This window comes from Mesorhizobium sp. BR1-1-3 (assembly GCF_020165455.1).
GTDB classification, from domain to species: Bacteria; Pseudomonadota; Alphaproteobacteria; order Rhizobiales; family Rhizobiaceae; genus Mesorhizobium; species Mesorhizobium ciceri.
In genome coordinates, this window is sequence record NZ_JAIUIC010000032.1 from 1 (window position 1) to 7,106 (window position 7,106).

Consider the following 7,106-nt stretch of genomic DNA (forward strand, 5'->3'; position numbering starts at 1 on the left):
ATCCTCAATGCAAAAGCACGCGATGCGCGCAACGAGTTCGCGAGTGCAACTTGACACCCCAGATAGTCGCTCTCCCCGATCGACGGGGGAGAGGAACCCAAGTTCTGAGAAGCTTCAAGCAGCGACTGGTCGCCGCGCCAGCCCTTCCCGTATATGCCGTGCGAATTCCTGCGCCGCGGGACCTACCCCATGCCTCGGCAGATGCAGGTTGATGGCAAAATTCGGCAGCGGCGGCAGGCCGGACTCCGATGGCAATATGTCGAGATCGGCTGGCACCGTGGAGGCCAGCCAGGTGGTGACGGCGAGGTCGGAGCGCACCGTCGCGGTCGTCGCGTCGATGTTGCCGTTCTCGAACACGGTGCGCCACTCCAGCCCATGCTCACCGAGCGCCGCCAGCACAGCCGGCCGGAAAGCGCAGGTGTCGGCGACGATCGAGACCGGCAGCGGCCGCTTGGCGCGGGCAACGCCGCCCTTGGCACCGACCCAGACCAGCCGGTCAACAACGAGACATTCGCCGGCCGACGGGCCGGCGCGTTCCTCGATCACGGCAAGGTCGATGGTCCCGGCCGCGAGGGCAGCAGTCAATTCTGGCGACGAGGCGCAGACCAGCGATATCTCGACCTGCGGATAGGTCTCGGCATAGGTCTTCAGCACCGGCGCCAGCAAGGTGCCGACAAGGTCGTAGGGCACGCCGAGCCGCACCTGGCCGGCCACCGGTGTCCCAGCCATTTCGGCCCAGATCTCGTCATTCAAGGCCAGCAGCCGCTTGCCCCTGCCGAACAGCTGTTCACCGGCGCGCGTAAGCCGCAAGCCGCGCCGGTCGCGCTCGAAGAGGCTCGAGCCGAACGCCTCCTCCAGCCGTTTGACCTGCTGGCTGACAGCACCTTGCGTCAGGTGCAGTGCATTGGCCGCCGCTGTCATGCTGGCCTTGTCGGCGACGGTGATAAAGGTGCGGATCAGCGCCATGTCGAGATTTCGGATCATGGTTGGCATTATGCTTGCTAATGTCAACCATAGCAAACATTGCATTTACTGAAGTTCGCGCGCGGCTACGATGGCAGCCCTCCCACCGAGGACGCCGCATGCTCGAGCCCATTTTCCCGCTCATCCTGTTTGCCATCGTCGCCACCACCACGCCCGGCATCGCCACGACCCTGTCAACGGCATCGGGCGCGCAGTTCGGCTTTCGCCGTTCGGTACCCCTGCTGATCGGCAGCGCCGCCGGTCTCGCCACGGTGACGAGCGCCGCCGCCGCCGGGCTCGCCGGCCTGCTGCTCGCCGTGCCCTCGCTGCAACTGGCGATGAAGGTCACCGGCTCACTTTATCTCGTCTGGCTGGCGATCAAGATCGGCCGCAGCGGACCGCCTAATCTGGATGTGACCATGACCAGGCCGAACAGCTTTCTCGGCGGCGCCGGCATTCAATGGATGAACCCGAAGGGATGGGCGATGGGGCTGGGCGCCGCGGCGTCGTTCGCGGCATTGGCCAGCGGACCGATGCAGCTCGCGCTGCTGCTCGGCGCCACTTTCGGCCTCGCGGCCGCCGCCTCGCTTTCACTGTGGTGCGTGGCCGGCATGGTGCTGGCGCGGCTGCTCAAGACCGAATGGCAATGGCGCGCGCTCAACGTCGTGTTGGCGCTGGTACTGGCCGCCTCGATCATTCCGATGTGGCGGTCGGTGTAAAGCGCTCAAGCCAAAACCCGCGCCAGCCCCCCACCCTGACCTTCGGTCCGACCTCCCCACAAGGGGAAGGTGGGGAGCGCGCCTTTTCCAAGCCTCAAGGAGGGTGGCGCGCGCCCCTAACCTTCTCCCTTATGGGGGTCCGAAGGACGGGCGAGACCCGCGGCTCGCCCCGGCAAGTCGCTGCGAAGCAGCGGGGTGGGGTCCTGGTTCGCAAAGCGAACCAGCCTCTCAACCTTCAAACCCCGTAACGCGCCGCCGGCTTGTCGGCGTGCAGGCTGCCGTAGAAGGCTTGCCGGGCGCCGAGGAATGTGTCGAGCTTGGCCGCATCGGCAAGCGCGGGCACGGTGACCGCCTCGCCTTTGGCCAAGCCGACAAGTGCGGCATCGACCATGTCGTCGGCGGTCATGATGATCTCCCTCGGAACGTTGGCGATATCGGTGCCGGCAAGTTCCCAGAAATCGGTCCGGGTCGCGCCCGGCAGCACCACCTGCACCTTAACATTGGTGCCCTCGACCTCACGGTGCAGGGCTTCGGTGAAGTTGACCACATAAGCTTTGGTGCCGCTGTAGATGCCGCCGAAGGAGGTGTCGAAGGCGAGCACCGAGGCGATGTTGACGATGCCGCCGCGGTTGCGTGCCAAAAGCCCCGGCAGCACGGCGCGGGTTAGACGCGTCAAGGCGATGGTGTTGACCTTGATCATGCGCTCGGCCGCGTCGACATCGGCGGTGGCCACGACGGCCTGGCCACCGATGCCGGCATTGTTGACCAGCAGTGTGATGCTCTCGTCGGCTGTTACAGCTTGCTCGACGCGGCGCACATCATCGTCGTTTGCAAGATCGGCGCTGATCACGCCGACCTTGCGGCTATAGGTCTGGCGCAGCTTCCCGGCCAGTTCCTCCAGCCGGTCGGCGCGCCGCGCCACCAGCACCAGATCGTAGCCCTGCCCCGCCAGCCGGTCGGCATAGACCGCGCCGATGCCCGACGAAGCACCGGTGACGACCGCCGTGCCCTTGTTGCCCTGTCCACTCATTGTCCTGTTCCTTCTTCAACTGATCTTGTTCGTTTCGAATGACCCCGGCGCCGTGGCATCTGCCGCGCTGCCGGAAAGCCGCTTGATCTGATTTAGTGGCATATACCACTAATCGTGAAGTAGGCATATGCCACTATCTTGTCAATGAGACGGGCGGGGATTATTTGAGGGGAGCAGCCGGGCCTCATTCGCCGGCGCCAGGGACCATCATGTCAAAGGACAGCCTGCCCGGCCTCACGCTCTGCAACAACGCCGCGCTGCGCCGCGCGGCGCGCAAGCTCGGCAAGTTTTATGATGATGTGGTGGAGCCGTCAGGCCTCAAGGCGACGCAGCAGGGCCTGCTTTACCAGATCCATATGGGCGATGAGCCGGCGATGGGCGCCATCGCCACGTCGCTGATCATGGACCTGTCGGCGCTCGGCCATACGCTGAAACCGCTGATCCGCGACGGCTATGTCGAGACCTTCGCCGACCCGGAGGACCGCCGCGTCAAGCGTGTACGACTGACGCCAAAGGGCCTGGACAAGATCGAGGAAGCGATGAAACTGTGGCAAATCGCCCAGCAGCGCTTCGAGGATGTCGTCGGCAAGGACAAGGCCGAAGATTTGCGCGCGGCTCTGGATGAGATCGCCGCGCTGGATTTTGATCTGCCGCCGGCCACGCCCTAAGGCCAGCGTTTGCCAAAGACTCTACTCGGCAGGCATTTCTACAGGCCGAGCCGCCCAGCGGCCGGCGACCACGACGCCAAGCCCGACGATCGGGAAGATCGCGGCGACCAGGCCGAGATCGGCCGGCGCGCCGTAGCGCAGCACGGCACCACCGACCACGGCACCCAGCGCCACGCCGAGATAGAGCGCCGAGGCGTTGAGCGACAGCACGATCGGGGCGGCATCGGGCGCCAGCTTGATGATGCGGCTCGCCTGTGCCGGCGGGAACGCCCAGCCGACGATGCCCCACGGCACCATCATCGCCATCAGCGCCGGCCCGGCAATATGGTGCGGCAGGAAGGTCGGGATGACCGACAATAAGACCAGCATGGCTGCACTCAGCGCCAGCGACCAGCCGACGGTGCGGGTCGCGCCGAACCGGTCGGCGGCCTGGCCGCCGCCAATGTTGCCGATGACGGCGCCGACGCCGAAGGCGAGCAGCATGCCGGGCAGCGCGATCTGGCTGAGACCGCCGCCCTCGATGGCAAGCGGCGCGACATACGCAAAGACGGTGAAGGCGCCGATCAGCGCCAGCACTGTCGTCAACAGGATCGGCATCACGCCGGGACGCAGCGCTGCCGTCAGCCTGCGCTTCAAGGGCAGCCTGGTGCCGACGATGCCCTGCGGCAGCCGGTACCACAGGATCGCGCCTGCAAGCGCGCCAAGGCCGGCGATGGCAAAGAAGGTGCCGCGCCAGCCGGCAACGGTGGCAACGAGCGCGCCCAGCGGCGCACCGAGCGCAACGGCCACAGTGGTGCCGCCGACGACGACGGCGATGGCACGCGCCCGGTGATGATCATCGACCAGCGCCACCGCCGTGCCTTGCGCGGTTGCGGCGAACAGGCCCGACGACAGCGCCATGACGATGCGCGCGACCAGAAGCAGTTCGAAGGAGGAACTCAAGGCAGCGGCGATGTTGCCGATGACGAAGAACACCAGCGTCCACAGGATGACGCGGCGCCGGTCCCATTCGCCGGTCAGCGTCGCCAGGATCGGCGTGCCGACCGCATAGGCGAGCGCGAAGGCGGTGATCAGCGTGCCGGCCAGCGGAATGGAGATGCCGGCATCCGCCGCGATGTCGGGCAGAAGGCTGGAGATGACGAAGCCTTCGGTCGAGATCGTGAACGATCCGAGCGCGAGCCAGAAGAGGCGCTTGTCCATGGCGGGATGTCCTTAGTTCAAAAGTTATTGAACAATTGGACATAATGGGGCATCATGTCAATGAAGCCAGGGAAAAATAGCTGAACCTTCCTGACAACCCTGTGTCAGCACAGGCCGGGCGGGGTTCGCGCGAGACGGAGAAAGGCCATGCGGAGCCAACAATGATGGATGCGTTGAAATCGGACCCGACTGTGCTTAGTTTCGAGCCATGACCTTGCCACACCCCAATACGGACCAGATCAGCCTGCCGATCGTGCTTGGCGTGCTCGGCGACCCGACGCGGCTTGCCATCGTGCGCTATCTCGCCAGCAAGCAGGGCGTGCCGCTGAACTGCAGCCAGTTCCTCGATTTCGGCTCGAAGACCAATCTGAGCTACCACCTCGCCAAATTGCGCGAGGCCGGCGTCACCCGCGCCGAGGTGGTCGGCACCAACCGCATGATCACACTGCGCCGGGCCGATCTCGACGCCCGCTTCCCCGGCCTGCTCGACAGCGTCATCGCCGCCGCCGGCGACGATCCCGCACTGCCGGCGGTTGGCGGCCACGATATCGAAGTGCACGCCCGACCCTGAAGGACTTGGGTTCTTCGCCCACGAACGTGGGGAAAAGGAAAAGCGGCGTCACACAGGAGCTTCCCGAAATGCGCATCGCCGTCCTCGCCGACATCCACGGCAATGTGCTGGCGCTCGACGCCGTGCTTGACGACCTGCGCCGGCGCGGCGGCGCCGACCTGACCATCAATCTCGGCGACAGCGTTTCCGGCCCGCTATGGCCGCGCGAAACGATGGAACGGCTGCAGGCGCTGAACCTGCCGACGGTGCGCGGCAACCACGACCGCCGTGTTGCCGCCGACCCCGCTGATGACACCATGTGGCCCTCCGACGTCTATGCGCAGGAGCGGCTGACCGAGGCACAGCGCCAGGTGCTGTTCGCCCAGCCGTTGACGCTGGAGATCGCACCCGGAATCATCGCTTTCCACGCCCGTCCCGACCATGACGAGAAATATCTCACTGATACGATTGCCAATGGCCAGCTGGTGCGCGCGCCGCTGACGGCGATCCGGCGGCGGCTGAAGGCGCTCGACCCGGCTTGCCGCATCGCGCTGTGCGGCCACAGCCACCGCGCGGAACTGATCCGCGTCCCCGACGGTCCCGTCATCTTCAATCCGGGCAGCATCGGCTGCCCTGCCTATGACGATTCCACGCCGCCGGCGCATGTCTCCGAGCAGGGCTCGCCGCATGCGCGCTACGGCATTGTCACCCTGGGCAGCAACGGCCAGCCCGACGGCTTCGAGGCCATCGCCGTCGACTACGACCACGAGGCGGCCGCCAGGCAGGCCGAACAAGCGGGCCGGCCGGAATGGGCTCACGCGCTCAGAACCGGGTTCATGCCCCTACCCGGCTGAAGGCTGGCGAAACGGCGGCCCGAATTTTCGGGCTTACATGGCGCCGCGTCGTCCCTTATAAAACCGGCCGGGCTTGCGGCGGGCTCGATCCGCCGCGGCACGGTATCAGCGCACGGCCAAACGATGAGGCGCACAGTTACGCTCCGAACAATCCTCCATGCGCTGATTGCTGCTCCGCTGCTGATGACGGCGTGGCCGGTGATTGCCCCCGCTATGGCTGAAGAGATGGCCCAAGAGGCGCCGGAGCTCGTCATCTCCGTCGTTACCGGCCTGGCGCCGGACGACCTTCTCAAGGTCCGCACCACCGCATCGCCGGTCGCCACGGTCGAGGCGCGGCTGAGCAGCGGCGACATGGTCACCAATCTCGGCTGCAACGACATCAACGGCTACAAATGGTGCAAGGTCGAGAGCACGGGCAAGGAGAAGCTGAGCGGCTGGGCGCCGGCGCGCTATCTCATCCCCCTCAATCCGAACCCCTATGTCGAAGGTGAGCCAAGACCGGCCGGTGCGCCGGTGGTTGCCTCCACCGGCAGTGGGGCCGAGCAGGCCTCGGCACCGGACCAATCGCAGGCCATCGGCTCAGCTGACAGCGCGCCGGTCGCACCGCCCGACCTGACGGCGCGGCTTGGCGGCGCCGGTCCGGCAGCCGAAAGCACGCCGAAATCGCCAGAGGAAATCGGCCACGCCGCCATGCAGGACGCGTACCTACTGGCGCTGGCGGCGCCTGACGTCCCGCTTGATTCCGCTCCGACGCCGGCTTCTGGCCCCGAGATTCCCTGCGCCCGCTATGTCGGCCAGCCGATGGAGCGCTGCAAGGTCAGCGTGGTGCACAGCGCCGACAAGGCGAACATCACTGTGACCTGGCCCGATGGCGGCACGCGCATCATCTCCTTCCGTGCCGGCCAGCCGGCCGGTTCCGACGCGCCCGGCGACTTCCGCTTCACCAGGGAAGGCAGCCTCAACATGATCCGTGTCGGCGTCTCGGAGCGGTTTGAGATCACGGATCAGTTGGCGCTGGGGAATTAGAATTCAGGGGAGTAAGGGAGCAGGGGAAAAAGGGAGTATGTTTGGAATTCTCTCGAACCCACCCTATTCCCCTATTCCCCTATTCCCCTATTCCCC

The 7,106-nt window shown here is 65.9% G+C and carries 8 protein-coding genes; 5 read left to right on the forward strand and 3 right to left on the reverse strand.

Annotated elements, in window-relative coordinates; all coding sequences use genetic code 11:
* Positions 1 to 114: 114 nt before the first annotated feature.
* Positions 115 to 984, reverse strand: coding sequence for a LysR family transcriptional regulator (locus tag LB559_RS32735; protein ID WP_224675900.1), 870 nt, complete (start codon positions 982 to 984; stop codon positions 115 to 117).
* Positions 985 to 1,082: 98 nt separating this feature from the next.
* Here LB559_RS32735 and LB559_RS32740 point away from each other — a divergent pair, with 98 nt between their 5' ends.
* Positions 1,083 to 1,682 carry a LysE family translocator gene (locus tag LB559_RS32740; protein WP_224675895.1) on the forward strand — a complete coding sequence of 200 codons (600 nt, stop codon included), beginning with the start codon at positions 1,083 to 1,085 and terminating at the stop codon, positions 1,680 to 1,682.
* A gap of 235 nt (positions 1,683 to 1,917) precedes the next feature.
* On the opposite strand, the gene LB559_RS32745 is transcribed toward LB559_RS32740, so the two are convergent.
* Positions 1,918 to 2,712, reverse strand: a complete 795-nt coding sequence (locus tag LB559_RS32745; RefSeq protein ID WP_224675896.1) for an SDR family NAD(P)-dependent oxidoreductase — start codon at positions 2,710 to 2,712, stop codon at positions 1,918 to 1,920.
* A gap of 209 nt (positions 2,713 to 2,921) precedes the next feature.
* On the opposite strand from LB559_RS32745, the gene LB559_RS32750 reads away from it, so the two are divergent.
* Positions 2,922 to 3,380, forward strand: a complete 459-nt coding sequence (locus tag LB559_RS32750) for a MarR family winged helix-turn-helix transcriptional regulator (RefSeq protein WP_024504123.1) — start codon at positions 2,922 to 2,924, stop codon at positions 3,378 to 3,380.
* A gap of 21 nt (positions 3,381 to 3,401) precedes the next feature.
* On the opposite strand, the gene LB559_RS32755 is transcribed toward LB559_RS32750, so the two are convergent.
* Positions 3,402 to 4,580: an MFS transporter gene (locus LB559_RS32755; protein WP_224675897.1), complete on the reverse strand. Its 1,179-nt coding sequence runs from the start codon at positions 4,578 to 4,580 to the stop codon at positions 3,402 to 3,404.
* A gap of 208 nt (positions 4,581 to 4,788) precedes the next feature.
* Between LB559_RS32755 and LB559_RS32760 the strand changes: the two genes are divergently transcribed.
* The 3 genes from LB559_RS32760 to LB559_RS32770 all read left to right on the forward strand — a co-directional run bounded on the left by LB559_RS32760 (position 4,789) and on the right by LB559_RS32770 (position 7,010).
* Positions 4,789 to 5,151, forward strand: coding sequence for an ArsR/SmtB family transcription factor (locus LB559_RS32760; RefSeq protein ID WP_013530112.1), 363 nt, complete (start codon positions 4,789 to 4,791; stop codon positions 5,149 to 5,151).
* 68 nt (positions 5,152 to 5,219) lie between these two features.
* The gene (locus LB559_RS32765) at positions 5,220 to 5,984 is read left to right on the forward strand and encodes a metallophosphoesterase family protein (protein WP_224675898.1); all 765 of its coding nucleotides are present in this window, start codon (positions 5,220 to 5,222) and stop codon (positions 5,982 to 5,984) included.
* A 123-nt stretch (positions 5,985 to 6,107) separates the two neighbouring features.
* Positions 6,108 to 7,010: an SH3 domain-containing protein gene (locus tag LB559_RS32770; protein ID WP_224675899.1), complete on the forward strand. Its 903-nt coding sequence runs from the start codon at positions 6,108 to 6,110 to the stop codon at positions 7,008 to 7,010.
* Positions 7,011 to 7,106 lie beyond the last annotated feature (96 nt).

What these genes read in the sequence shown, in the direction of transcription:
- LB559_RS32745 (WP_224675896.1), bottom strand. Translation starts at nt 2,712, where the DNA reads ATGAGTGGACAGGGCAACAAGGGCACGGCGGTCGTCACCGGTGCTTCG.
- LB559_RS32740 (WP_224675895.1), top strand. Translation starts at nt 1,083, where the DNA reads ATGCTCGAGCCCATTTTCCCGCTCATCCTGTTTGCCATCGTCGCCACC.
- LB559_RS32755 (WP_224675897.1), bottom strand. Translation starts at nt 4,580, where the DNA reads ATGGACAAGCGCCTCTTCTGGCTCGCGCTCGGATCGTTCACGATCTCG.
- LB559_RS32760 (WP_013530112.1), top strand. Translation starts at nt 4,789, where the DNA reads ATGACCTTGCCACACCCCAATACGGACCAGATCAGCCTGCCGATCGTG.
- LB559_RS32765 (WP_224675898.1), top strand. Translation starts at nt 5,220, where the DNA reads ATGCGCATCGCCGTCCTCGCCGACATCCACGGCAATGTGCTGGCGCTC.
- LB559_RS32735 (WP_224675900.1), bottom strand. Translation starts at nt 984, where the DNA reads ATGATCCGAAATCTCGACATGGCGCTGATCCGCACCTTTATCACCGTC.
- LB559_RS32770 (WP_224675899.1), top strand. Translation starts at nt 6,108, where the DNA reads ATGAGGCGCACAGTTACGCTCCGAACAATCCTCCATGCGCTGATTGCT.
- LB559_RS32750 (WP_024504123.1), top strand. Translation starts at nt 2,922, where the DNA reads ATGTCAAAGGACAGCCTGCCCGGCCTCACGCTCTGCAACAACGCCGCG.